This window comes from Lelliottia jeotgali (assembly GCF_977070485.1).
The window spans coordinates 155,167-180,172 of record NZ_CDRVFO010000011.1; the positions used below are offsets into that span (position 1 = coordinate 155,167).

The following is a 25,006-nucleotide window of genomic DNA, read 5'->3' on the forward strand; positions in this document are numbered from 1 at the left end:
CAGCATTCCTCTCAAGCGTCAGGCAGTGCCTGGAACGGGGTTTCCTTGTCGGTACGTTCCTTGCGGCCGAGGGCGGCGTAGCCGACCTTGACGGCAAAGAACAACACGCTAAACACCACAATCAGGAACAACACGGTGAGCCCGGCGTTGGTGTAGGCGTTGTAGATCACATGCTGCATCTGCCCGATGTCCTTGGCCGGGGCAAGCACCTGGCCGGCATCCAGGGCGGTGCTGTACTTCTCGGCCAGGGCCAGGAAGCCAACCGCAGGGTTCGGGTCGAACAGTTTGATCAGGCCTGCAGTGGTTGTGCAAATCAGCAGCCACACTGCTGGCAGCAAGGTGACCCACATGTAGCGCTGGCGCTTCATCTTGATCAATACCACCGTGCCGAGCATCAGGGCGATACCGGCCAACATCTGGTTGGAGATGCCGAACAGCGGCCAAAGGGTGTTGATGCCACCCAGCGGATCGATCACGCCCTGATACAGCAGGTAACCCCAAAGCGCCACGCAGCCGGCAGTGCCGATCAGGTTGGCCGTCCACGACTCGGTACGTTTGAGCGCCGGCACGAAGCTGCCAAGTAGGTCTTGCAGCATGAAGCGGCCGGCACGGGTACCGGCGTCCACCGCAGTCAGGATGAACAGTGCTTCGAACAGGATCGCGAAGTGGTACCAGAAGGCCATGGTGTTTTCACCCGGCAGCACCTGGTGCAGGATCTGCGCAATACCCACCGCCAGCGTCGGTGCACCACCGGCACGGGCCAGGATGGTGTGCTCGCCGATGTCCCGGGCTACGGCCTCAAGCTGCTCGGGGGTGATCAGGAAGCCCCAGCTGCTGACCGTCTGGGCCACCGACACCACGTCGGCACCGACCACTGCGGGCGGGCTGTTCATGGCGAAATAAACGCCTGGCTCGATGACCGAGGCGGCTACCATGGCCATGATGGCGACGAACGATTCCATCAGCATGCCGCCGTAGCCGATGTAGCGGGCGTTGGTTTCGTTGTCCAGCAGCTTCGGCGTGGTCCCAGAGGAAATCAGCGCGTGGAAGCCGGACACCGCACCACAGGCGATGGTGATGAACAGGAACGGGAACAGTGTGCCCTTCCACACCGGGCCTGTACCGTCGGTGAACTGGGTCAGCGCAGGCATTTTCAGCTCTGGCGCGATGATCAGGATACCGATGGCAAGGCCGACGATGGTGCCGATCTTGAGGAAGGTCGACAGGTAGTCACGCGGCGCCAGTACCAGCCACACCGGCAGCACCGCAGCGACGAAGCCGTAACCCACCAGCATCCAGGTGATCTGCACACCGGTGAAGGTGAACGCCGGGCCCCAGACCGGATCTGCGGCAATCTGGCCCCCCAGCCAGATCGACGCCAGCAGCAGTACCACGCCGACGATCGAAATCTCACCGATACGGCCCGGGCGGATGTAGCGCATGTAGATGCCCATGAACATCGCGATCGGGATGGTCGCCATCACCGTGAACATGCCCCATGGGCTTTCAGCCAGGGCCTTGACCACGATCAGCGCCAGCACCGCCAGGATGATGATCATGATCAGGAAGCAGCCGAACAGGGCGATGGTGCCAGGGATGCGCCCCATCTCCTCGCGCACCATGTCGCCCAGCGAGCGGCCGTTGCGGCGGGTGGACAGGAACAGGACCATGAAGTCCTGGACCGCACCGGCCAGCACCACGCCGGCGATCAGCCAGAGCGTGCCAGGCAGGTAGCCCATTTGCGCCGCAAGCACGGGACCGACCAGGGGGCCGGCGCCAGCGATGGCGGCAAAGTGGTGACCGAAAAGAATGTGTTTGTTGGTCGGGACGTAGTCCAGGCCGTCGTTGTTGAGCACCGCAGGGGTGGCTCGGCGTGGGTCGAGTTGCATCACCTTGGTGGCGATGAACAGGCTGTAGTAACGGTAGGCGACCAGGTAGATGGCCACCGACGCGACCACGATCCACAAGGCATTGATCGCCTCGCCTCGACGCAGGGCGACCACACCCAGCGCACAAGCCCCTATGACCGCCAGCGCCAGCCACGGGATGTGGCGTAGCAGGCTGTTATTGTTGTTCATGGCATGCTTCCAGCTAAGTGGTTGGAATAGACAGCCCCTTGAGTCTAGGGCTTGCTTGAAGGGTTTACCATCCCGATTTGGCATGCAGCCACTGGCGAGCACAGGCTCTAGAACGCTGCTACCCACACAACCTCATGCCTCTGAGGCACCACGCGCTACTGGCAGGCCTGTCATTTTTGCCAGTTGTGCATGAATGGGGCATCCGCTTTCAATGATCAGGCCATCCGATTGCCCTTGGGCGACACGCGATTGGCAAATCTGCAAACGCTGAAATTGTGCGTCGATCATCTGAAAAGCCAGCAAAAAGGAAACGCTCATGACCACGGAAAAGGCCGGCACCACTCAACCCTCAGCCCCCATCGCCCCCACCCATGGTTCGATTGCGAGCCCAAAGTCCCGCGCCACCTTCGCTGAAGAAAGAGGCCTTATCGAAGGGAATCTTCACAACGGGATCGAAAGCGGCAAGTTCTTTCCGGAGACGACCGGTGGCCTGACCGACCCCTTCGCCAAGGACGACGTAAGAAATATCGCACCGCCGGCCGATGGCAAGATTGCCAGCGGCGGGCAGCCCCGCGCGGCCTACCTGGATAAAACGGATGTCGATTGGGACAAGCATGATGTTGCCAGCGACGCATCCCTTGATTTTGTCTGGAGGTTCAGTGCGCGCCACAAATATCGCCGTTTCAACTACTTCATCACCAAAGCCGACTGGAAGGCCGGGGAGCCGCTGACCCGTGCCCAGTTCGAACCGCAGCCGTTCGCCACATTCCTCAATGAACGCCAGCCTTACTGGGGCTTCACCGACGAGGAAATGTGGCCGGCGGAACCCACCACGCATACCCTGAAGCTACCTGAGCGCCAGGGCTATCACGTACTGTTGGGCGTATGGGAAATTGCCGAGACCGACAAGGCCTTCTATCAGGTAGTCGATCTCAATTTCGTTGCCAAGTAACGGTGTCGCCAGGTGACTCGGCCGACTCGGCGATAAGTCACCCGTGTCACCCGTCATCCGGCAGGAGTGCCCGTGGCTAGTCTATAGTCAGTGCTACTGACGAGGGCCCGCCATGACCACTCCTTCCGACGATCGCCGGCGCTTCCAGCGCATTGATTTCGACGCCCCTACCGAACTGCGCCAGGGCGATCGCCGCTGGCCGGTCAAACTGCTTGATCTGTCACTCAAGGGCCTGTTAATCGAGCGCCCTGAACCGTGGAACGCCGACCTCACCCAGGATTTCGATGCGATCATCCAACTGGACCCCCATACACGTGTGCAGATGCAGGTGGAACTGCGCCATGAAGAGGCGAAGCGGCTGGGGTTCATTTGCCTCTACATCGACATCGACTCGATGAGCCATTTGCACCGTCTTGTGGAGTTGAACGTGGCCGACAGCACCGAAATGATGCGCGAGCTGCGGCAACTGATCGAATAATGGGATCTCTTAGCTAGCTAATAGCTTTCCCAACTTGTGTTTCTTGTCTACCCAGACAGCTTTAAGGCTGGGTAGCGTAGCGTTGTACACACCCCTCTAGCACCGTATTCGATGAGTTGGTACGCGATCTGCATTGCGTTCTTGCACACCCTGCAAGCCTGCTTGTTCGCGCTCCAATCAAAATATTGTATACAATTTATGTAGCAATCATTTGTAGGAAGTGTCTACAGTAGTGGCACAACAATAAACAGTGAGCCTGCTCAATGACTACGTCCCCTAGCACGTCTCCCGCCAAGCGCCCCGAGGACGAAAACCTCGGCCTTGGAGCCAACTTGGCCTATGGCCTTCAGCATGTGCTGACCATGTACGGAGGGATCGTCGCAGTACCCCTGATCCTGGGGCAGGCTGCGGGCCTTAACGGCGCCGAGATCGGCATGCTGATCGCGGCCTCGCTGTTTGCCGGTGGCCTGGCTACGCTACTGCAAACGCTCGGCCTGCCCTTCTTCGGATGCCAGCTGCCGTTGGTGCAGGGCGTGTCGTTCGCAGGCGTGGCAACCATGGGGGCAATTCTCAGCAGCCAGGACGGTGGTGGCTTGCCAGGCGTGCTGGGCGCAGTCATGGCAGCATCGCTGATCGGCTTTCTGATCACCCCGGTGTTCTCGCGCATCACCAAGTTCTTCCCGCCACTGGTCACCGGTATCGTCATCACGACCATCGGCCTGACCTTGATGCCGGTGGCAGCACGCTGGGTGATGGGCGGCAACAGTGCTTCGCCGGAATTCGGCAGCATGGCCAACATCGGCCTGGCAGCGCTGACGTTCGCCATCGTGCTGCTGCTGAGCAAACTGGGCAGCGCGACCATTTCGCGCCTTTCGATCCTGCTGGCCATGGTTTTCGGTACCCTGATTGCCTGGGCGCTGGGCATGACCGACTTCAGCAAAGTCGCCGAAGGCCCGATGTTCGCCTTCCCCACCCCTTTCCACTTCGGCATGCCGACCTTCCACATCGCGGCGATCCTGTCGATGTGCATCGTGATCATGGTGACCCTGGTGGAAACTTCGGCCGACATCCTGGCCGTAGGTGAGATCATCGACACCAAGGTCGATTCCAAGCGCCTGGGCAATGGCCTGCGCGCCGACATGGCCTCGAGCATCCTGGCGCCGGTCTTCGGCTCCTTCACCCAGAGCGCCTTTGCACAGAACGTAGGCCTGGTGGCCGTGACCGGGGTCAAGAGCCGCTACGTGGTGGCCACCGGTGGTGTGATCCTGGTGGTGCTGGGCCTGCTGCCGGTGATGGGCCGTGTGATTGCAGCAGTGCCGACCCCGGTACTGGGCGGCGCAGGCATCGTGCTGTTCGGCACTGTGGCTGCCAGCGGTATCCGCACCCTGTCCAAGGTCAACTACAAGAACAACGTCAACCTGATCATCGTCGCCGCCTCGCTGGGCTTTGGCATGATTCCGATTGCCGCGCCGAACTTCTACCACCACTTCCCGAACTGGTTCGAGACCATCTTCCACTCCGGCATCAGCTCGGCAGCGATCATGGCCATCGTGTTGAACCTGATCTTCAACCATTTCACGGCAGGCAATTCGGACCAGCAGTCAGTGTTCGCCGCGGGCTACGAGCGCACCATCCAGTACTCGGACATCTCTGCACTGCGCGATGGCGATTACTTCAAGGAAGGCAAGCTGTTCGACGCCGAGGGCAATGAGGTGCCGGTCCTGGAGCTGGACGAGCATGGCAATACGGCGCCCAGGCGAACGCCGGTAGCCGAGCACTGACCGCTGACTGAGCGGTGACCCAGGGGGAGCCGATGCGCATCGTCGGCTCCCTTTTTTTGTTGGCCTATCCTGGCCCATTGCCCCGCCGCCAGCGGCTTATTCGAACAAGGCGTCCAGAGCTTGCTCCAGCCGGGTTACTGCGATCACCTGCAGCCCCGCCGGTGATTCCTTCGGTGCGTTGCCCTTGGGCACGATGGCCCGCTTGAAGCCATGTTTCGCCGCTTCTTTCAGGCGCTCCTGCCCACTGGGAACCGGCCGTACCTCGCCCGACAAACCAATCTCGCCAAATACCAGCAGCCCATGGGCCAACGGCCGGTTGCGCAGGCTGGACATCACCGCAGCCAACAAGGCCAGATCCGACGCGGTTTCAAGGACCTTCACCCCACCGACGACATTGAGAAACACGTCCTGGTCATGGGTGGGAATACCACCATGGCGGTGCAGCACCGCCAGCAACATGGCCAAACGGTTCTGGTCCAGGCCCAGGGTGACACGTCGCGGGTTGGCCAGGTGGCTGTCATCGACCAGCGCTTGTACCTCTACCAGCATCGGCCGGGTACCTTCCCACGTGGCCATGACCACGCTGCCCGGTACTTCTTCCTGAGCCCGGTTGAGGAAGATCGCCGAAGGGTTGGAAACCTCTTTGAGCCCACGGTCGGTCATACCGAAGACACCCAATTCATTGACCGCACCAAAGCGGTTCTTCACCGCGCGCAACAAGCGCAAGCGGCCATCGGACTCACCCTCGAAATACAACACGGTGTCGACCATGTGTTCCAGCACCCGCGGGCCCGCCAGCGAGCCTTCCTTGGTGACATGGCCGACAAGGAAGATCGCCGTGCCGCTCTGCTTGGCGTAGCGCACCAGCAATGCCGCACTTTCGCGCACCTGAGCAACACCGCCAGGCGCTGATTGCAATTGCTCGGTGAAGATCGTCTGGATCGAATCGATGACCATGACCCGGGGCTTTTCCTGACGCGCCGTAGCGATGATCGTTTCAATACAGGTCTCGGTCATCACTTTGAGCTGGTCCTGGGGCAGCCCCAGGCGGCGTGAACGCATGGCCACCTGCTGCTGCGACTCCTCGCCGGTGACATACAGCGCCGGCATGCCCACAGCAATGTTGCACAAGGTCTGCAGCAGAATGGTCGATTTGCCGATGCCCGGATCACCACCGATCAACACCACCGAGCCGTCGACCAGGCCGCCGCCCAGCACGCGATCGAGTTCGGTGCTGCTGGTGGTGAACCGCGGAATTTCCTCGACGCTGACTTCGGCCAGGGTCTTGATCTGCGCCTGTTGCCCGGTCCAGCCGGCGCGACCGCTGGGTGCCGCTGCGCCGCCGCTCTCGATCATGGTTTCGACCAGGGTGTTCCAGGCACCGCATTCGCCACACTGGCCGGCCCATTTGGGAAAGGTCGCGCCACACTCAGTGCAGCCATACAAGCGCTTGGCCTTGGCCATGGGCAGGGTCTCCTGGAAAAAATCGCCATGATAGCCGACGCAGGCGTGTCTCGAGCGCGTCGGCATGCGACAAAACTATTCGTTCTAAGCGCAGTCACTACCCCTGAACAGGACGCATGAAGCGTTGTAGTGGCTTACACTGCGTAAACATCACCATTTGTTACAAGGGAATCGAACATGGGAATGATCAGTGAGTTCAAGGCCTTCGCGGTCAAGGGCAATGTCGTCGACATGGCGGTCGGTATCATTATCGGCGCTGCATTCGGCAAGATAGTCTCCTCATTCGTCGGCGATATCATCATGCCGCCACTGGGAATATTGATCGGAGGCGTGGACTTCAGTGACCTGGCCATTACCTTGAAGGCGGCTGAAGGCGATATACCGGCCGTGGTGCTGGCCTACGGCAAGTTCATCCAGACCGTGATCGACTTCGTGATCGTGGCATTCGCCATCTTCATGGGTGTCAAGGCGATCAACCGCCTGAAACGCGAAGAGGCCGTGGCGCCGAGCGCACCGCCGACCCCTACCCCTCAGGAAACGCTGCTGACCGAGATTCGTGACTTGCTCAAGTCGCAGAACCAGAATCGCCTGCCTTGAAAAATGGCAAGCTGCAAGCTGCAAGAGTAGGGCCGCTCAAGGGCAACGCTCGCAGCTTGTAGCTCGCAGCTAGCAGCTAGCAGCTAGCAGCTACCAGTAGTTCTCCACCGCCACCTGTCCCGGCCGCTTGCTCAGGCTCAGTTGCAGGTCACGCGCCTTGAGCACCTTGCGGGTCTCATCGATCATCTGCGGATTACCGCAAAGCATGATCCGTGAGTGCTCGGGCGACAGTTCCAGCCCCGCCGCCTTTTCCAGCTCGCCATTCTCGATCAGTGTAGTGATGCGTGCATTCAACGCCCCCGGATACTGCTCACGGGTAACCACCGGGATGAATTGCAGCTTGCCTGCAAATTCTGCCAGGTAATCACGCTGTTCAAGCCCGGCAATGTCATCCACATAGGCCAGTTCCTTGGCCTCGCGTACCGAGTACACCAGCTTGATGCTGTCAAAACGCTCCCAGGCCTCGAAGTCCTGCAGGATCGACATGAACGGCGCAATGCCGGTACCGGTCGCCAACAGCCACAGGTCACGGCCACCGACGAAGCGATCAAGGGTCAGGTAGCCAAATGCCTGGCGGTCGATCAGCAGTGAATCGCCCTCGCCAAGACGGCTGAGCTCGCTGGTGAACTCGCCGCCCGGGACCACGATAGAGAAGAAGTCGAGATACTCGTCATGCGGCGCGCTCACCATCGAATAGGCACGCCAGACCACACTGCCATCTGCTTTGGTCACGCCAAGCCGAGCGAATTGCCCGGCCCGAAAGCGAAACCCCGGATCGCGAGTCACCCGCAGGCTGAACAGGCCAGGCGTCAGTGGCTGGACGTCCAGCAGGGTCTGGCGGGTGAACTTTTCGGCACTAGCGGTCATGACGGGCTCCGTGGATAGCGTACGCACAGTGTCGCGCAAAGCGGCCAGGATAAAAACCGTTCGATTGTAGGGGCACAGGCAACCACCGAGCCGTTTTCATGGGCAGATGAGACCTCTATAACAAAAAAACCGAACATTCCGCTCGGTCTTTTCCTACAATTGCACCGGTATGCAAACGGATTGAGTCTTCAGGACGCAAGGGAGAGGGTCAATGCCTCACTGGAATCACGAGCATTTACATCGTTTGGTCAACGAAAGCACTCCCCAGAAGGTGTTCGACCTCGCGGTACACCTGGCACAAGACTTGGGCATGGAGTTCATGGGGCTCAAGCTTCGCATTCAGCTTGCGGCCCAGGCACCCAGGCTCTACCTGTACAGTAACTATCCGCTTGCCTGGATCGAGCGTTATCAACGCGACGAGTTCTACAAGCAGGACCCGGCAGCAGCACTCAGTCACACGTCGACCGAGCCTGTACTGTGGACCGATGAGTTGTATAGCGAAGCCCCGGATTTTCGTGAGCAGGCCTGCAAACATGGCCTGCGCCACGGCTGGACTCAGTCGCTGCATGACCTCAGGCACAACGAGACTCAGGTCAGTGTGGCAAGGCCCTGTGGCAAGATCGACATCCATGAGCTGTACGACAAGGCCGGCCAAGTGCAATGGCTGTGCCATACGCTGCATGACACCATTTGTGAGCATCACCTGGCCAAGTTGAGTTCGCCGCTGAAGATGAGCGACCGCGAACTCGAGGTGCTGAAATGGTCGGCCGCCGGCAAGACCGCCGCCGACGTTGCCTGCATTCTGTCCCTGTCGCAAAGCACGGTGAACTTCCATATCCGCAGCGTAATCACCAAGACCAACGCCTCCAACAAGGCCGGCGCCGTCGCCATTGCCATGATGCGTGGCCTGATCGATCAGTAGCACGGCCTGCGACCAGCAGCAAAGCGCTGTAGAATCGCTACCAAAGCCCGTGACGATCCGTGACGGGCAGATCCGTGCCCGAGCCAGATGCCATGCCCCTGTTGACCACCCCCTACGCCGAACTCGACCTGATCCGCCAGCCGGACCAGGCCAACGACCCGTTGCAGGCCTTTGATGCCGCCGATGAATACCTGCTCGAGCAGTTGCATGCTCAGCAGCTGGCTGCCGCGAGCAGAGTGCTGGTACTAAATGACAGCTTCGGCGCGCTGGCCGCCAGCCTGGTCGACCACGTGTCAGTGGTCAGCAGTGGCGACTCGCACCTGGCCCACATGGCCCTGGAAAAAAACCTCGCACGCAACGGCAAGGCTTTCGACAGCGTGCCCTTCGTGCCCGCCAGCGAGCACTGGCAGGGGCACTTCGATCGCGTACTGGTGCGCGTGCCCAAAACCCTTGCACTGCTCGAAGAGCAACTGATCCGGTTGCAAGGTCATCTGGCGCCCGGCGCCCAGGTCATCGCTGCGGCCATGATCAAACACTTGCCACGGGCTGCGGGTGAGCTGTTGGAGAAGTACATCGGCCCGGTACAGGCTTCGCTGGCGCAAAAAAAAGCGCGCTTGCTGACGGCCAACTTCGCCCAGCGCCCTGGCGCCAGCTCCCCGTACCCGACCCGCTATCGTCTCGACTCACCGGCGCTCGAACTGCTCAACCATGCCAACGTATTCTGCCGCGACGGCCTGGATATCGGCACACGGGCCTTCCTCCCACACCTGCCACGCGACCTGGGCAATGCACGTGTCGCTGACCTGGGTTGCGGCAACGGCGTGCTGGCCATCGCCAGCGCGCTGGTCAACCCCCAGGCGCACTACACACTGGTGGATGAATCGTACATGGCGGTGCAGTCAGCGCAGGAAAACTGGCAAGCAGCGCTGGGCGATCGCGCGGTGACGGTGCTGGCAGGCGATGGCCTGGCGGGGGTGGAAAAGCAGTCGCTGGATGTAGTGCTGTGCAACCCGCCGTTCCACCAACAGCAGGTGGTGGGCGACTTCCTTGCCTGGCGCATGTTCCAGCAGGCGCGCGAGGCATTGGTGGTCGGCGGTGCGTTGTATATCGTCGGGAATCGCCACTTGGGCTACCACAGCAAGCTGGCGCGCCTGTTCAGGGGAGTTGAACAGGTGGCCGCGACACCGAAGTTCGTGATACTCAAAGCCCGCAAGTGAAGCTGAGGGCTGCACAGTGCAGCCCACAACCATCAATGCGTGGTCAGCCCCGCCGCGCTCATGAACAGCCGCATCACATAGGCCGCCACGCCCAGAGCGGCCACGCTCACGGCCCAGATCAGCAACAACCAGCCCAGGCGTTGCCACAGCGGTTTCTTCTCTTCCAGGCCATGTTTGCCAGCCATGATGGGCCCTCCTAGTGATAGCCGTCTTCGTGGGTGACCTTGCCGCGGAACACGTAGTAGCTCCAGAAGGTATACCCCAGGATGAATGGCAGGATGAACAGTGTGCCGACCAGCATGAAGCCCTGGCTCTGCGGCGGCGCAGCTGCATCCCAGATCGAGATCGACGGCGGGATGATATTCGGCCACAGGCTGATGCCCAGACCGCTGTAGCCCAGGAAGATCAGTACCAGCGTCAGCAGGAACGGGGTGTAGTTGGCACTGCGTGCCACTGCCTTGAACAACCCGTAGAACGTTACCAGCACGAGAAGCGGTACCGGCATGAACCAGATCAGGTTGGGCATGCTGAACCAGCGACCGGCAATCTGTGGGTAAGCGATCGGCGTCCACAGGCTGACGATGCCGATCACCACCAGCAACACCAGGGCCAGCGGCCGCCCGAGCTTGTGCATCTGCGCTTGCAGCGGTCCCTCGGTCTTCATGATCAGCCAGGTGCAACCGAGCAAGGTGTACGCAACGATCAGGCCCAGGCCACTGAACAGGCTGAACGGGGTCAGCCAGTCGAGCGTGCCGCCGGCGTAATGCCGGTCCACTACCTTGAATCCCTCGATGAACGCACCCAGCGCCACCCCCTGGAAGAAGGTCGCCACCAGTGAACCGCCGATGAACGCCTTGTCCCAGATGTGGCGCTTGTCGTCCTTGGCCTTGAAACGGAACTCAAAGGCCACTCCGCGGAAAATCAGGCCGATCAGCATCAGGATCAGCGGCAGATAAAGTGCTTCGAGCACCACCGAATAGGCCATCGGGAAGGCCCCGAACAAACCGGCACCGCCCAGGATCAACCAAGTTTCGTTGCCGTCCCATACGGGGGCGACGGTGTTCATCATCACATCACGGTCCCGCTCAGCCTCGACGAAAGGGAAGAGCATGCCGATCCCTAAGTCGAAACCGTCCATCACCACGTACATCATGACGCCGAAAATGATGATCACGGCCCAGATCAGCGGAAGATCGATTCCCATGGCTCAGTTCTCCTTGCTCAGGCTGGGGGCAGTGGCCTTGCGGCCTTCATCGGCTGCGGACAGCGGCCGTGCCGGCGTACGCTTCTGGCCAGGGCCACCAGGCGTGTGCTCATCGCCCTCGCCCGTCTTCGGCCCTTTGCGCACAAGGCGCATCATGTAGCCCAGGCCAGTGCCGAACAGCGCGAAGTACACCACCACGAATGCAATCAGGGTAAAGCCCAGCTGGGCGTAGCTATGGTTGGACACGCCCTCCGACGTACGCATCAGGCCGTACACCACCCAAGGCTGACGGCCGATCTCGGTGGTGAACCAGCCGGCCAAAATGGCGATCAGGCCCGACGGGCCCATCCACAGTGTCAGGTAGAGGAACGGGCGGGAAGTGTAGAGGGTGCCGCGTTTGCGCAGCCAGAGGCTCCACAGGCCAACGAAGATCATCAGGAAACCAAGCCCCACCATGATCCGAAACGACCAGAAAACGATGGTCGAATTGGGACGGTCCTCGGGCGGAAACTCCTTCATCGCAGGCACTTGTTTATCCAGGCTGTGGGTAAGGATCAGGCTACCGAGCGCCGGTATTTCGACCTTGAAGCGGGTGGTTTCGGCCTCCATGTCCGGGATGCCGAACAGGATCAGCGGGGTCGGCTCACCAGGAAAGTTCTCCCAGTGGCCTTCGATTGCGGCAATCTTCACCGGCTGATGCTTGAGGGTGTTAAGCCCGTGGAAATCACCGATCACGGCCTGGATGGGGGCAACGATCAGCGCCATCCACATGGCCATCGACAGCATCTTGCGCACCGCCGGGTTGTCCCGGCCGCGCAGCAGGTGCCAGGCCGCCGAGGCGCCAACGAAGAAGGCAGTGGCAACAAACGCGGCGGTGGCCATGTGCATCAGGCGGTAGGGGAACGACGGGTTGAAAATGATCGCCAGCCAGTCCACCGGGACGACCCGACCATCGATGATCTCGTGGCCTTGCGGGGTCTGCATCCAGCTGTTGGACGCCAGGATCCAGAAGGTCGATACCAGCGTACCCAACGCCACCATCACCGTTGAGAAAAAGTGCAGGCCCCGGCCCACACGGTTCCAGCCAAACAGCATGACGCCGAGGAAGCCTGCCTCAAGGAAGAAGGCAGTCAGCACCTCATAGGTAAGCAGTGGGCCAGTGACAGCGCCGGCGAAGTCGGAAAAACGACTCCAGTTGGTACCGAACTGGTAGGCCATGACCAGGCCGGAAACCACCCCCATACCGAAGTTCACGGCGAAGATCTTCGACCAGAAGTGGTAAAGGTCACGATAGACCTGCTCATGGGTCCTCAGCCAAAGGCCTTCTAGAACCGCCAGGTAACTCGCAAGGCCAATGGTGATGGCCGGGAACAGGATGTGGAACGACACGGTAAAGGCAAACTGAATTCGGGCGAGCTCGAGGGCTTCTATTCCGAACATGATGCTTCCTCTTCAGGTAATCCGGCTTCCGGGCTCGTGGCCCGTTGCCCACTGCCCCCGCGTTAGTGTCGAGTGCGGCACGTTGGAATTGTTCTGTTCGATCGCAGGGATTTCGGCCCACAGGCCAATTCGTTGTTTCTGGAACGATTGATCCAGATCAACGATTGATAGCAAGCATAGTCCTGAATCGCCCGCCAAGCGGTGCGGTTGTTTGCCGCGTGACCGGTTGCCCCACCCCCTTCCAGAGCCGATGGAACCATGCCGGCAACGGCAAACAGCAACCGTTTGTTACAAACAGGTGATAATCTGCCGCCCCCTCTACTGCGCCGAGGCCACAGGTTTCCGATGTCCGATTCTGCACCGCAGTTGTTGCGCCATCACCGCCCTTTCATTGCCTTCTGGCTAGCCCGGGTGTTCACCGCCAGTGGTTTCCAGATGCTCACCGTGGCCATTGGCTGGCACCTCTACCAGTTGACCGGCAATGTGCTCGACCTGGGCCTGGTCGGCCTCGTCGAATTCGCGCCGCGGGTGCTGTTCATGTTGCACACCGGGCATGTCGCCGACCGCTATGACCGGCGCAAGGTCGCGGCCCTGTGCCAGACCCTGCAGGGGCTAATCGCCCTGGTGCTGGCTTTGGGCAGCGCCACTGACAACGTCAGCCGCGAACTGATCTTCGCCCTCGCCTTCCTGCTCGGAGCCACCCGCTCGTTCGAGATGCCCGCCACCCAGGCGCTGCTGCCCAATGTAGTGCCGCCGGGGCTGTTTCCTCGGGCCGTAGCGGCGTCAGCCTCGGCCACCCAGGCGGCAACCATCGTCGCCCCGGCCGTGGGTGGGCTCCTGTATGCCGTCGGCAGTACCTGGGTGTATGGCCCGACCGTGGCCCTGTATGCCATTGCCTGCCTGCTCATGCTGAGCCTGAATTCGCGCCAGCAAGTGCCGCAGCGCGGTCGCGCCAACCTGGAGTCGCTACTGGCAGGCGTGCGTTTCATCCGCAGCCGGCCAGACATTCTCGGGGCAATCTCCCTCGACCTTTTCGCCGTGCTGCTGGGGGGCGCCACCGCGCTGCTGCCAGTGTTCGCCAAGGACATCCTGCTCACAGGGCCGTGGGGCCTGGGCCTGTTGAGGTCGGCGCCAGCGGTGGGCGCGCTGTTAATGTCGTTCTGGCTGGCGCGCTTCCCAGTGGAGCGCAAAGTCGGCCGCACCATGTTCACCGCAGTCGGGGTGTTCGGCGTGGCAACCATCGCCTTTGGCCTGTCGACCTCATTCTGGTTCTCGCTGGCAGTACTGGTGGTGCTGGGCGCAGCAGACATGATCAGCATGGTGATACGCGGTGCGTTCGTGCAGCTGGAGACGCCGGACGAGATGCGTGGCCGGGTGAGTGCTGTCAACGGCCTGTTCATCGGTGCCTCGAATCAGCTCGGCGAGTTCGAATCGGGGGTCACGGCGCACTGGTTCGGCACGGTGCCGGCGGTGGTGCTGGGCGGCGTCGGCACCTTGGTAGTGACCGGTGTGTGGATAAAGTTGTTCCCGACACTGGCTACGCGGGATCGGTTGCACAATGGTTGACGGGGGCCTGAACGGCCATAGGCCCCTGCCAGTCATGCTGGTATGATGCGCGGCTTTTTTCCTCCCCACGCAAAACCACGGCAGCCGTTACGGTCTGTGCTTTGCTGATGGGGTCGATACATTCACGGCGCCGGGGGCGCCTCGGGGAGCGGGCATGCTGGAAAGGCTGTTTCAACTAAAAGCACACAACACCAACGTGCGCACCGAGATTCTTGCGGGCGTCACCACCTTCCTGGCGATGGCCTACATCCTGTTCGTCAACCCGAGCATTCTCGGCGAAACCGGCATGGACAAGGGTGCGATCTTCGTCGCCACCTGCCTGGCTGCCGCCATCGGCTCGGCGACCATGGGCCTGATCGCCAACTACCCGATCGCCTTGGCGCCGGGCATGGGCTTGAACGCGTTCTTCACCTACACCGTGGTCCTGCACATGGGCCACACCTGGCAGGTCGCGTTGGGCGCGGTGTTTCTCTCGGCGGTGATGTTCTTCCTGCTGTCGATCTTCCGCATCCGCGAGTGGATCGTAAACAGCATCCCGCTGCCGCTGCGCTCGGCCATTGCCGCAGGCATTGGCCTGTTCCTGGCACTCATCGCCCTGCATAACGCCGGCATCGTCGTCGATAACCCGGCTACCCTGGTGGGCATGGGCGACCTAAAGCAGCCGTCGGTAATCCTTGCCACGCTGGGTTTCTTCCTGATTGTCGGCCTTGAATCGCTCAAGGTGCGCGGCGCGGTGCTGATCGGCATTCTCGCCGTGACGGTCGCAGCGATCGCGATGGGCGTCACGCCGTTCGGCGGTATCGTGTCGATGCCTCCTTCGCTGGCACCGACATTCCTGCAGTTGGACATCGCCGGGGCCCTCGACGTGGGCCTGGTCAGCGTGATCTTCGCGTTCCTGTTCGTCGACCTGTTCGACAACTCCGGCACCCTGATCGCCGTGGCCAAACGCGCCGGCCTGATGGGCAAGGACGGCCACATGCCGAAGATGGGCCGTGCCCTGATCGCCGACAGCACTGCGGCCATGGCCGGTTCGCTGCTGGGCACCTCGACCACCACCAGTTACATCGAGTCGGCGGCAGGCGTGAGCGCCGGTGGCCGCACCGGCCTGACCGCCATCGTGGTGGCCGTACTGTTCCTGCTGGCGCTGTTCTTCGCCCCGCTGGCCGGTAGCGTACCGGCCTTCGCCACCGCACCGGCGCTGCTGTTCGTCGCCGTGCTGATGGCTTCGGGCCTGGCGGAAATAAACTGGGACGACGTGACCGAGGCCGCACCGGTGGTGGTCACCGCCCTGGCCATGCCGCTGACCTACTCGATCGCCAACGGCATCGCCTTCGGCTTCATCTGCTGGACCGCCGTCAAGCTGATCTCCGGCCGCCGCCGCGACCTGAACCCGGCACTGGTGATCCTTTCCATCCTGTTCGTCATCAAGCTGGGCTGGTTCAACGCATGAGTGCTGCCTTCGACCCTAGCGCCTACGACGCGCAACTGCAGGCCAAGGTTACCCGCCTGCGCGAGCTGCTGGCCCCCTTCGGTGCGCCGCAGCCCGCTGTATTCGACTCGCCGCGCGAGCATTACCGCTTGCGTGCCGAGTTCCGCCTGTGGCGCGAGGACGGCCAGCGCCACTATGCGATGTTCGCTCCGGGCGAGAAGCACAAGGCCATCCTGATCGACGATTTCCCCATCGCCAGCGAACGCATCAACGCATTGATGCCACGCCTCAAGGCTGCCTGGCAGGCAAGTGAAGAACTGAGCAATCGCCTCTTCCAGGTGGAGTTCCTCACCACCCTTGCCGGCGATGCGATGGTCACGATGTGCTACCACCGCCCGCTGGACGAGGCCTGGGAAGTGGCAGCACGGCAGTTGGCCGAAGAACTGGGCGTGAGCCTGATCGGCCGCTCGAAGGGCAAGCGGCTGGTCATCGGCCGTGATTACGCCGTGGAAAAACTCGACGTGGCTGGCCGCGTGTTCAGCTATCGCCAGCCGGAGGGCGCATTCACCCAGCCCAACGGCGCGGTGAACCAGAAGATGCTGAGCTGGGCGTATGACGCCATCGGCGAGCGCGATGACGACCTGCTGGAACTGTACTGCGGCAACGGCAACTTCACCCTGCCCCTGGCCACCCGCGTACGCCAGGTGCTGGCCACCGAAATCAGCAAGACCTCGGTCAACGCCGCCCTGAGCAATCTAAGCGAGAACGCGGTGGATAACGTGCGGCTGGTGCGCCTGTCGGCGGAAGAACTTACCCAGGCGCTGAACGAGGTTCGCCCGTTCCGCCGGCTGGAAGGGATCGACCTGAAGAGTTATGCGTTCGGTACCGTGTTCGTCGACCCACCGCGTGCGGGGATGGACCCGGATACTTGCGAGCTGACACGGCGCTTCGAGCGCATCCTCTACATCTCGTGCAACCCAGAAACTCTGGCGCAGAACATTTCTCAGCTTCAAGATACCCACCGTATCGAACGTTGCGCGCTGTTTGACCAGTTCCCGTATACCCATCATATGGAAAGCGGGGTGCTGCTGGTTCGGCGCTGATCCGCGTAGTGGCGGGGCCTCGCTGGCCCCGCTATACGCAGCCAGGAGAGTAGTGCCGATGGACCAGTTAAGTGCCATGCAGACCTTCCGCCGGGTCGTCGACCTCGGCAGCTTCAGCGCCGCGGCCAGCCAGGCGGGCCTGTCGCATACCGCTCTGTCACGCCAAGTGACGCAACTTGAGCGCCATCTGGGCACACAATTACTGGCACGAACCACCCGCCGTCTGCACCTGACAGAAGCCGGTGCGCTGTTCTACCGCCACTGCGTGCAGATCCTCGAAAAGATGCAGGCGATGACCCTGGAGCTGTCCGAACATCAAAAACAGCCCTCTGGCACCCTGCGCCTGGGCGTGGCTACCGCCTTCGGCGAGCTGGAACTTGGCCGCTGGCTACCGGAGTTCGTCGAGCGCTATCCCCAGTTGCAGATCGAGCTGCACTGCAGCGACCGATTCATCGACTTGCTGGAAGAAGAGATCGACATCTGCCTTCGGGTTACCGATCACCTGCCTGACTCAAGCCTGGTAGCGCGACGGCTGGCCACCAGCGAGGTACTGCTGGTGGCCGCTCCCCGCTACCTCGAACGGCACGGTACACCTACCTCGCCAGACGATCTGGCCAGCCACCCACTGCTCGGCTATAGCCAACTACTTCACCCTCAGCGCCTGCTGCTTGCCAACGAGGCAGGTGAGCAGCGGCAAATCCTTATGCCCCGACGCGTAAGCGCCAACTCGCCAATGGCCCTGCGTGCTGCGGCTATCGGCGGCTTAGGCATCGCCAGCTTCGATTGTTTCATCGTTCAGGATGCCCTGGCTGATGGGCGCCTGGTGCCAGTGCTGGCCGATTGGCGGCTAGCAGCACGGGGCCTGTATGCGGTCTATCCACAGAGCCGTTACCTGGCGCCCAAGGTGCGTGCGTTGCTCGACTTTGTGCAAGCCTTCTATACGCGCCCACCGTGGCGACCCTGACCTGTGCTTTTAAGGTACAAGTCATGGCTAATCAAGGCCGTATTTGTGCGCACAGAGTTTATTTAACCTTCGCTGCACCGTCATTCCAGCGAAGGAGCTTCACCATGAAATCATTGCAGGCAGGCATGGCCGTTCTCACACTCGCCGCGTTGGCAGCCACCGCCCACGCAGGGGAAAAAACCGTATCGGTAACCGATAGCGCGAAATTGAAGTGGCAGGAAGTACCCAATACCCAGGGCGCGGTCAGCTATGCCAACGTCGAGGGCGACATTTTTGGCAAGGGGCCGTATTCGGCGTATGTGAGATTCCGGAAAGGGACTGACAACGGCTTGCACCAGCACAGCCAGGCACTACCGACAGTAGTGTTGAGTGGTACGTTCTATGCGGTAATCGAGGGCAAGCGCACCGAGTATTCGGCCGGGGCATACTACAAACTGCCTGTCGACCTTGTGCATGAGAGTGGCTGCACTGGCGCTGCCGATTGCCTGCTGTTCCAGTACCAAGGCGATGCATTCGACCTCAAGCCGGTGAAAGGCTGAAATTGGGGCTGCATTGCAGCCCCAAAATCACCTGTCAGAAGTCGAAGAAAACTGTCTCCCCTTCCCCCTGAACACGGATATCGAAACGATACGCCGTCTTGCCGTCCACCTCGCAACGCTTGGCAATCAAGGTTTCACGGCGCTGTGGCTGCTCGATAAGGTTGAGCACCGGGCACTTGGCGTTCGCTTCGGCCTCATCATCGAAATACAGCCGCGTGTGCAAGTGGATATTGATGCCGCGGGCAAACAGGCTGATGTTGATGTGCGGGGCCATCGGGACACCGGCAGCGTTGTTCACCACGCCGGGCTTGACGGTCTGGACGGTCCACTCACCGGCATCGAAGGTGGTGGCAGTACGACCGAAGCTGTTGAAGGCGTTCTCCAAGTTGTAGTCATCTTGGTACTGGCCGTTGGTATCGGCTTGCCAGAGCTCAAGGAACGAATCGCGAATCAAGTGGCCGTTACCGTCGTATACATGACCGATCAACAGGATGTGTTCACCCGGCGCCTCTGGCTTGGCCATGCGGTTCCAGATTTCCTGGTCACGGGTAGGGTTACCGGCCGCTTCCAGTGCCAGGCCGATGTGCACGTAGGGGCCGGCGGTCTGCGAGGGGGTTTCCGGCAGCAGTTCGATTGGCATGGCGGGGTCCTCAGCAGTTTTCGAAGTGGGTCTTGCGCTGGCCGCGCAGCACGATGTCGAAGCGGTACGCCAGGCAATCCATGGGGTTGGCGTTACTCATGTCGAGCTTGGCGATCAGTTGCTGCACCGCTTCAGGGTTGGCGATCGACTTGACGATAGGGCACATCGGGATCAGCGGATCGCCCTCGAAATACAGCTGAGTGATCAGCTTGGTGGCGATTGACGGGCCGCTTATGCCGAAGTGGATGTGCGCCGGGCGCCAGTCGTTCGGGCCGTTGCGCCATGGGTATGGGCCGGGCTTGATGGTGCGGAAGCTGTAGTAGCCTTCACTGTTGGTCAGGCAGCGGCCGACGCCACCGAAATTCGGGTCCAGCGGGGCCAGATAGCGATCGTTCTTGTGGCGATAGCGGCCACCGGCGTTGGCCTGCCACATTTCTACCAAGGTATTGGGCACTGGCTTGCCGTACTGGTCGACGACACGGCCGGCAACGATGATGCGCTCACCAATCGGCAGGCCGCCGTTGTTGAAGTTCAGCAGCAGGTCATGGTCGTGGGCGCCGAAGCCCAGGTGGGTGAAGTCCGGGCCGGTGGTTTCGCTGATCGACTGCGGGATGCTGACCAATGCCTGGCGCGGCGAGCGGGCAATGGAAGTCTTGTAGTCGGGCGTCAGGGCCTTGGGGTGCCAGTTGCGATCACGGATCACGAAGCGGCTGTTGTCCTGGGCGGGCATGCCGTTTTCCTCTCTTGGAGTTATCAAAGCGCCTGTGGTTCGCAGGCGGACTTGCAGTTTCGGATAGGTCGCCCCAGATGAATATTGAATTCCGCCGACCGTTACTTAACCAAATGGTTATGCATTAGTACCTTTGGCTGCCGTGAACTAACCTTTGTCTTCATGTTTCACGCTCTGGAGTGCAATTCATGGAATGGCGAAAAGGCCGTCGTAGCGACAATGTGGTTGATGCCCGTGGCCAAGGTGGCGGCGGTGGTGGCATGCGCTTTGGCGGCGGCAAGGGTCTGGGGCTCGGGGCCATCCTGCTGATCGTCGGCATCGGCTGGCTCACTGGCCAGGACCCGCTGCAGATCCTCGGCCAGCTGACCGGGCAGATGGAACAGCAGCAGGCGCCAAGCGGCGCGGGCACCAAGGCCCCAGCGGCCAACGACGAGCAGGCCCAGTTCGTCGCGTCGATCCTGGGCGACACCGAAGACACCTGGAAGGCTCTGTTCTCGCAGGCTGGCAAGCAGTATCGCGACCCTAAGCTGGTGCTGTTCAGCGGCCAGGTGAATTCCGCCTGCGGCTTCGCTTCAGCGGCGGTGGGGCCGTTCTACTGCCCGGCCGACCAGCGGGTGTACCTGGACATGTCGTTCTTCCGTGAAATGGAAACCCGCTTCGCCGCCGCAGGCGACTTCGCCCAGGCCTACGTGATCGCCCACGAGATCGGCCACCACGTGCAAACCTTGCTTGGCGTGTCGGCCAAGGTCGATGCCGCACGCCGCGCAGGCCAGCGCCTGGAGGGTGACAATGGTTTGCTGGTGCGCCAGGAGCTCCAGGCTGACTGCCTGGCCGGGGTATGGGCATACCAGGCGCAGCAACGCCTGAACTGGCTGGAGCCAGGGGATGTCGAGGAAGCGCTCAATGCTGCCAATGCCATCGGTGATGACCGACTGCAGCAAAAAGGCCAGGGGCGCGTGGTACCTGACTCCTTTACCCATGGCACCTCGGCGCAGCGGGTGCGTTGGTTCAAGGCCGGGTTTGCCCAGGGCGATGTGAACAGCTGCGACACGTTCAGTGCGCGAAGCCTTTGAAATTTCAAGGAGTCCCTGCGCGCGACAAGCCCGCTGCCGCGCGTGGTGTTGCAATTGAGTTGAAAAAGCGTTTCAGCTTCCCCGCCATTTGCCGATAACCCCTGCACGATTCAGCGGGCATCCAGAACAACAACGCCTCGCGATCGACGATTGATCAAGTGAGCGAAATCATTTCTGGAGAGCGTGCATGAACAGCTGGTTTGCCAACATCAGCGTCAACCTCAAACTCGGCCTGGGCTTCGGCCTGGTGCTGGTCCTCACCGGCCTGCTGGCCCTGACCGGCTGGACCAGCCTGGGCAGCCTCATCGACCGCAGCAACTGGATGGGGGACATCGGCAAGCTCAACAAAGACCTGACCGACCTGCGCGTGGCGCGCCTGCAATACATGATCGCCAATGGCGACGATGCTGCCGCAGCCAACACCCAGGCCAAGCTGGATGCCTTCAGCAAGCAGCAGCAATACCTGGTCAGTACTTTCAAGAGCCCGGAAAACGTCAAGCTGCTCAAAGAGCTGGGCCAGACCATCAGCGAGTACGAAGTCTCGCTGAACAAGATGCGTGCAGGCTACAAAGGCTCGCTGGCTGCACGTGACGCGATGAACGTATCGGCTGCCAAGGCCGACGAGGCCATGGATCTGCTCGGCGAGGACGTGATGGGCCGCCCCGAAGCCGATAGCGTGCGCCTGGCGCAATACCAACTGATCAGCAAGGCGCGCCAGCAACTGCTGCAAGTGCGAGTGGATGTGCGCGGTTACATTGCCGACAACTCTGCGGCCAACGAACAGGCCGCGCTGCGCCAGCTGGAGTCGGCACTTGCCGAGATCGACAACCTGAAGCGTCAGCTGCCTGCCGAAGCCACGCGCGTGCAGCAGTTGGAGCAATCGATACAGGCCTACCGCGAGGCCGTGCGCCAGTTCCGCGATGCAGTCGCCGACATCACCACCGCCCGTGCAGAGATGACCGTGCAAGGCGGCGATATCGTCAAGCGCAGCGACGCGCTGTACAAGATCCAGATCGACCGCCGCGACGCCGAGAGTGCCCAGGCGCGTAGCCTGCAGACCATCGCCACGTTGCTGGCCCTGCTGGTCGGTGTACTGGCGGCGGTGCTGATCACCCGCCAGATCACCCGCCCACTGCACGACACACTGCAAGCGGTGGAGCGCATCGCTGGTGGCGACCTTACCCACAACCTGCGGGTTACCCGTCGCGACGAAATCGGCGTGCTGCAACAAGGCATTGCCCGCATGGGCAGCACCCTGCGCGAGCTCATCACCGGTATCCGCGACGGTGTCACGCAGATCGCCAGCGCCGCTGAGGAACTGTCGGCGGTCACCGAGCAGACCAGCGCGGGCGCAAACAGCCAGAAGGTCGAAACCGACCAGGTCGCTACCGCCATGCACGAAATGGCCGCGACCGTTCAGGAAGTGGCGCGCAATGCCGAGCAGGCATCGCACGCAGCGACCGGTGCCGATGACGAAGCACGCGCAGGTGATCGCGTGGTCGGCGAAGCGATCAGCCAGATCGAACGCCTGGCCGAGGAAGTGCACCGCTCCACTGAAGCCATGAACCTGCTGCAGCAGGAAAGCCAGAAAATCGGCAGTGTCATGGATGTGATCAAGTCGGTAGCCGAACAGACCAACCTGCTGGCGCTCAACGCTGCCATCGAAGCCGCCCGTGCCGGTGAGGCGGGGCGTGGTTTTGCCGTGGTTGCCGACGAAGTACGTGGTTTGGCCCAGCGCACGCAGAAATCCACCGAAGAGATCGAAGAATTGGTGGCTGGCCTGCAACATGGTACCCAGCAAGTGGCCAACGCCATGCAAGGCAGCCGCACCCTGACCGACAGCAGTGTCGAACTGGCGCGCAAAGCCGGCACTTCACTGGAAAATATCACCAGCACGGTGTCGAGCATCCAGTCGATGAACCAGCAGATTGCCGCCGCAGCCGAGCAGCAGAGCGCGGTGGCTGAGGAGATCAGCCGCAGCATTCTGAATGTGCGCGATGTGTCGGAGCAAACCGCAGCGGCCAGTGATGAGACCGCGGCGTCCAGTGTAGAGCTGGCGCGCCTGGGTGGGCACCTGCAGACGCTGGTCAGCCAGTTCCGGGTCTGACCTTCTTCTTCCGGGGCCGCTTTGCGGCCCATCGCCGGCAAGTCGGCCCCCTCAGGGACACGCATCGCTAAGGCTGCGCGATACCAGTGGGAGCCGGCTTGCCGGCGATGATGCCAGAACTGACAGCCGATTATTTAACGACCATCCCCACCCCGCGCCCACGCGGATCCGAAGCCGTCTCAAGCTTCGCCCCGTTCACCCGGATCGCCTGGATATCCCCCATCTCCCAGCCCTGATCCTCCAGCACATAACCCATCTTCTTCAGGTCATCGGCCACCGGCCCGGCAAGCGGTGCGTAGCTGTCGAAGTAGATGGTGTCCTTGGGCAACAACTGGTGGTGTACCCGCTGCGCCGCCACAGCCTTGTCCAGGGGCATGCCGTAGTCGTACAGGTTGTTCATTACCTGGAAGATCGAAGTGAAGATCCGCGAGCCGCCAGGTGTACCGAGCACCAGTTCAACCTTGCCATCGCGGGTCATCAGGCTCGGGCTCATGGACGACAGCATGCGCTTGCCCGGCTCGATGGCATTGGCATCACCGCCCACTACACCAAAGGCATTGGCTGCGCCCGGCTTGGCGCTGAAGTCGTCCATTTCGTCGTTGAGCAGGAAGCCCGCGCCCTTGACCACCACACCACTGCCGTAGTCGAGGTTGAGGGTGTAAGTATTGCTGACCGCGTTGCCCTGTTTGTCGACGATCGAGAAGTGCGTGGTCTGGTGCGGCTCCAGGCCCGGTTTGACATCCTCGGTCGCGGAAATGGCCTTGGGGTTGACCTGCGCGGCGCGCTTGGCCAGGTAATCCTTGGCGATCAGCTGGTCTACCGGCACCTTGGTGAAGGCCGGGTCGCCCAGGTAGTCGGCGCGGTCGGCGAACACGCGCTTCTCGATCTCGGCCAGCAGGTGAATGTATTGCGCCGAATTGTGCGCCACGCCTTTGAAATCAGCCGCACGGTCTTCCTTGATGCCCAGCAACTGGGCCAGTGCAACGCCGCCCGAGCTTGGCGGTGGCGCGGTGTAGACCACGTTGCCGCGCCAGCTCAGGGCCATGGGCTCACGCCAGACGGCCTTGTAGTCCTTGAGGTCTTCTTTGGTGATCAGGCCTTTGTCAGCCTGCATCTGCGCCACCAGCAGGTCGGCGGTCTTGCCTTGGTAGAACTCGCTCACGCCTTTGTCGGCAATACGTTCGAGGGTCTGGGCCATCTCTGGCTGTTTGAACAGCTCGCCCACCTTCATGGTGCCGAAATAGTCGTTGAAGTTGGTCGCGGTCTTGAACAGGCCCTGCGCGTCATTGCGGTACTGGTACTGCTTTTCGGCAACCTTGAAGCCGTTTTTCGCATAGCCGATGGCGGGGGTCAGCAGCTCGCTCCAGGGCAGCTTGCCGAATTTCTCGTGTGCTTCCCACAGGCCCATCACCGTGCCAGGCACACCGGCTGCGCGCACGCCGACCAGGCTGAGGTTCTCGATGACCTCGCCTTTTTCGTCCAGGTACATGTTACGGGTCGCGGCCTTGGGCGCCACTTCCCGGTAGTCGAGAAAATACGGCTTGCCGTCGACGAACAGGGTCATGAAACCACCGCCACCGATGTTGCCGGCCTCAGGGTAGGTCACCGCCAAAGTGAAGGCGGTGGCCACTGCCGCATCCACCGCGTTGCCACCTTTTTTCAGGATGTCGGCGGCCACCTGTGCGCCATATTGATCGGGCGCGGCCACCGCGCCACCCTCCAGGGTTACCGCATAGGCCGATGAACAGCTCAAGATCGCGGCGCCGAGGGCCATGGACTGGAACAGGACAATACGCATGACACTTCCTTGGTGTTGTTTTTGTTGATCACTCAGTAAGGCCGAAGCGTCTCGACT

22 protein-coding genes are annotated in these 25,006 nt (G+C 61.5%); 13 read left to right on the plus strand and 9 right to left on the minus strand.

Annotation, left to right across the window (positions count from 1 at the left end):
• Nucleotides 1–11 precede the first annotated feature (11 nt).
• Nucleotides 12–2,078 carry a carbon starvation CstA family protein gene (locus ACW4TB_RS17840; protein ID WP_012312727.1) on the minus strand — a complete coding sequence of 689 codons (2,067 nt, stop codon included), beginning with the start codon at nt 2,076–2,078 and terminating at the stop codon, nt 12–14.
• A 316-nt stretch (nt 2,079–2,394) separates the two neighbouring features.
• Between ACW4TB_RS17840 and ACW4TB_RS17845 the strand changes: the two genes are divergently transcribed.
• From ACW4TB_RS17845 to ACW4TB_RS17855, 3 genes are all read left to right on the plus strand, one after another.
• Complete coding sequence (locus tag ACW4TB_RS17845; protein ID WP_012312726.1) at nt 2,395–3,030, plus strand: lytic polysaccharide monooxygenase auxiliary activity family 9 protein; 636 nt, start codon at nt 2,395–2,397, stop codon at nt 3,028–3,030.
• Between the two features lie 112 nt (nt 3,031–3,142).
• Nucleotides 3,143–3,508: a PilZ domain-containing protein gene (locus tag ACW4TB_RS17850; protein WP_012312725.1), complete on the plus strand. Its 366-nt coding sequence runs from the start codon at nt 3,143–3,145 to the stop codon at nt 3,506–3,508.
• Nucleotides 3,509–3,771: 263 nt separating this feature from the next.
• Complete coding sequence (locus ACW4TB_RS17855) at nt 3,772–5,289, plus strand: nucleobase:cation symporter-2 family protein (protein WP_012312724.1); 1,518 nt, start codon at nt 3,772–3,774, stop codon at nt 5,287–5,289.
• Nucleotides 5,290–5,385: 96 nt separating this feature from the next.
• On the opposite strand, the gene radA is transcribed toward ACW4TB_RS17855, so the two are convergent.
• Nucleotides 5,386–6,753, minus strand: a complete 1,368-nt coding sequence (radA, locus tag ACW4TB_RS17860) for a DNA repair protein RadA (protein WP_042111159.1) — start codon at nt 6,751–6,753, stop codon at nt 5,386–5,388.
• Nucleotides 6,754–6,930: 177 nt separating this feature from the next.
• Here radA and mscL point away from each other — a divergent pair, with 177 nt between their 5' ends.
• Nucleotides 6,931–7,350, plus strand: a complete 420-nt coding sequence (gene mscL, locus ACW4TB_RS17865; protein ID WP_012312722.1) for a large-conductance mechanosensitive channel protein MscL — start codon at nt 6,931–6,933, stop codon at nt 7,348–7,350.
• Between the two features lie 90 nt (nt 7,351–7,440).
• On the opposite strand, the gene ACW4TB_RS17870 is transcribed toward mscL, so the two are convergent.
• Nucleotides 7,441–8,217 carry a ferredoxin--NADP reductase gene (locus ACW4TB_RS17870; RefSeq protein ID WP_012312721.1) on the minus strand — a complete coding sequence of 259 codons (777 nt, stop codon included), beginning with the start codon at nt 8,215–8,217 and terminating at the stop codon, nt 7,441–7,443.
• A gap of 211 nt (nt 8,218–8,428) precedes the next feature.
• Between ACW4TB_RS17870 and ACW4TB_RS17875 the strand changes: the two genes are divergently transcribed.
• Together ACW4TB_RS17875 and ACW4TB_RS17880 are read left to right on the plus strand one after the other, a co-directional pair.
• Entirely contained in the window at nt 8,429–9,139 is a 711-nt protein-coding gene (locus tag ACW4TB_RS17875; RefSeq protein WP_279931901.1) for an autoinducer binding domain-containing protein, read from the plus strand.
• Between the two features lie 92 nt (nt 9,140–9,231).
• Nucleotides 9,232–10,356, plus strand: a complete 1,125-nt coding sequence (locus ACW4TB_RS17880; protein ID WP_279931902.1) for a methyltransferase — start codon at nt 9,232–9,234, stop codon at nt 10,354–10,356.
• 32 nt (nt 10,357–10,388) lie between these two features.
• Here the strand turns inward: ACW4TB_RS17880 and ACW4TB_RS17885 are convergent, their stop codons facing one another.
• Genes ACW4TB_RS17885 through ACW4TB_RS17895 form a run of 3 tightly spaced genes read right to left on the minus strand, consistent with a single transcriptional unit; the run spans nt 10,389 to nt 13,000 of the window.
• A complete protein-coding gene (locus tag ACW4TB_RS17885) occupies nt 10,389–10,541 on the minus strand; it encodes a DUF2474 domain-containing protein (RefSeq protein ID WP_455843033.1) in 153 nt (50 codons plus the stop codon).
• An 11-nt stretch (nt 10,542–10,552) separates the two neighbouring features.
• Complete coding sequence (gene cydB / locus ACW4TB_RS17890) at nt 10,553–11,560, minus strand: cytochrome d ubiquinol oxidase subunit II (RefSeq protein WP_279931904.1); 1,008 nt, start codon at nt 11,558–11,560, stop codon at nt 10,553–10,555.
• Between the two features lie 3 nt (nt 11,561–11,563).
• On the minus strand, nt 11,564–13,000 hold the full coding sequence (locus ACW4TB_RS17895; RefSeq protein ID WP_455828435.1) for a cytochrome ubiquinol oxidase subunit I: 1,437 nt from the start codon (nt 12,998–13,000) through the stop codon (nt 11,564–11,566).
• Nucleotides 13,001–13,345: 345 nt separating this feature from the next.
• Between ACW4TB_RS17895 and ACW4TB_RS17900 the strand changes: the two genes are divergently transcribed.
• The 5 genes from ACW4TB_RS17900 (at nt 13,346) to ACW4TB_RS17920 (ending at nt 18,601) form a co-directional block, all read left to right on the plus strand.
• Nucleotides 13,346–14,566, plus strand: a complete 1,221-nt coding sequence (locus tag ACW4TB_RS17900; RefSeq protein WP_279931906.1) for an MFS transporter — start codon at nt 13,346–13,348, stop codon at nt 14,564–14,566.
• A 154-nt stretch (nt 14,567–14,720) separates the two neighbouring features.
• Nucleotides 14,721–16,016 carry an NCS2 family permease gene (locus ACW4TB_RS17905; protein ID WP_455828434.1) on the plus strand — a complete coding sequence of 432 codons (1,296 nt, stop codon included), beginning with the start codon at nt 14,721–14,723 and terminating at the stop codon, nt 16,014–16,016.
• Entirely contained in the window at nt 16,013–17,098 is a 1,086-nt protein-coding gene (gene trmA / locus ACW4TB_RS17910) for a tRNA (uridine(54)-C5)-methyltransferase TrmA (protein ID WP_279931910.1), read from the plus strand. Before ACW4TB_RS17905 ends, trmA begins: the two co-directional genes overlap by 4 nt.
• Nucleotides 17,099–17,156: 58 nt before the next feature.
• Nucleotides 17,157–18,062, plus strand: a complete 906-nt coding sequence (locus tag ACW4TB_RS17915; protein ID WP_279931912.1) for a LysR family transcriptional regulator — start codon at nt 17,157–17,159, stop codon at nt 18,060–18,062.
• Nucleotides 18,063–18,166: 104 nt separating this feature from the next.
• Nucleotides 18,167–18,601 (plus strand): cupin domain-containing protein, encoded by a 435-nt coding sequence (locus ACW4TB_RS17920; RefSeq protein ID WP_012312711.1) that lies wholly within the window; start codon nt 18,167–18,169, stop codon nt 18,599–18,601.
• 34 nt (nt 18,602–18,635) lie between these two features.
• On the opposite strand, the gene pcaG is transcribed toward ACW4TB_RS17920, so the two are convergent.
• The gene (gene pcaG / locus ACW4TB_RS17925; protein ID WP_012312710.1) at nt 18,636–19,241 is read right to left on the minus strand and encodes a protocatechuate 3,4-dioxygenase subunit alpha; all 606 of its coding nucleotides are present in this window, start codon (nt 19,239–19,241) and stop codon (nt 18,636–18,638) included.
• 10 nt (nt 19,242–19,251) lie between these two features.
• Nucleotides 19,252–19,971 carry a protocatechuate 3,4-dioxygenase subunit beta gene (gene pcaH / locus ACW4TB_RS17930; protein WP_012312709.1) on the minus strand — a complete coding sequence of 240 codons (720 nt, stop codon included), beginning with the start codon at nt 19,969–19,971 and terminating at the stop codon, nt 19,252–19,254.
• 188 nt (nt 19,972–20,159) lie between these two features.
• On the opposite strand from pcaH, the gene ypfJ reads away from it, so the two are divergent.
• A complete protein-coding gene (ypfJ, locus tag ACW4TB_RS17935) occupies nt 20,160–21,044 on the plus strand; it encodes a KPN_02809 family neutral zinc metallopeptidase (RefSeq protein WP_012312708.1) in 885 nt (294 codons plus the stop codon).
• A 187-nt stretch (nt 21,045–21,231) separates the two neighbouring features.
• The gene (locus tag ACW4TB_RS17940) at nt 21,232–23,151 is read left to right on the plus strand and encodes a methyl-accepting chemotaxis protein (protein WP_012312707.1); all 1,920 of its coding nucleotides are present in this window, start codon (nt 21,232–21,234) and stop codon (nt 23,149–23,151) included.
• 130 nt (nt 23,152–23,281) lie between these two features.
• Here the strand turns inward: ACW4TB_RS17940 and ggt are convergent, their stop codons facing one another.
• A complete protein-coding gene (gene ggt, locus ACW4TB_RS17945) occupies nt 23,282–24,949 on the minus strand; it encodes a gamma-glutamyltransferase (RefSeq protein WP_254467138.1) in 1,668 nt (555 codons plus the stop codon).
• Nucleotides 24,950–25,006 lie beyond the last annotated feature (57 nt).